The sequence below is a fragment of the Candidatus Symbiopectobacterium sp. NZEC135 genome (genome assembly GCF_025962695.1).
Genome location: NZ_JAGFPF010001393.1, coordinates 1 through 564 on the forward strand (window position 1 = coordinate 1; position 564 = coordinate 564).

1 pseudogene is annotated in these 564 nt (G+C 52.7%); it reads right to left on the minus strand.

Features of this window, described 5'->3' with window-relative positions:
- A pseudogene (locus J5224_RS34445) lies at positions 1 to 564 on the minus strand (hydrogenase); the annotation flags it as partial.

Below are 564 nucleotides of genomic sequence, written 5' to 3' on the forward strand. Positions count from 1 at the left end.
GCACCACGGCATTGTTTTGCATTACTTGCGCTGCCAGGGTTTCCGTCAGCGGCACTTTGCCTTGTTTGTGGTATGAGGTTTTTCCTGCGGGACTTTCTCCAGCAGGATAATGAGTGGCATAGTAGGTTAACGGCCCGTCCTCGTTCTCACCATCCCCCAGCGCCAGCGCGATAAAATCAATGCCAAAGAAACGGTGGATCTCGCGCGAGACCTCTTGCGCTAACGCCTTTAATTCCAGTTTGGAGATAACGGTATTGGTAACATCCACCAGAATGCGGTAGTGATCGCGTTCATGGCGCAGGGATTCTGTCTCTTTCTGCGACTGCTCGCGCGTCATGATATTTTCCAGTGCGCAGGTCACTACACTGGCCAATGCTTGAAAAAAAGCGATTTCACTGTCATCAAACAGGCTGCCATCCGCCTTGAGAAACTCCAGGCCACCCATCACGCGATCCGCACCCGTTCGTACCAGTGGCACCAGGCAGTAATCGCTTAACCCTAAATAGGCAGGATGTTGCGCCAGATAAGGGTAATCGCGCAAAAAATGCAAACGGTCGCGCCGCT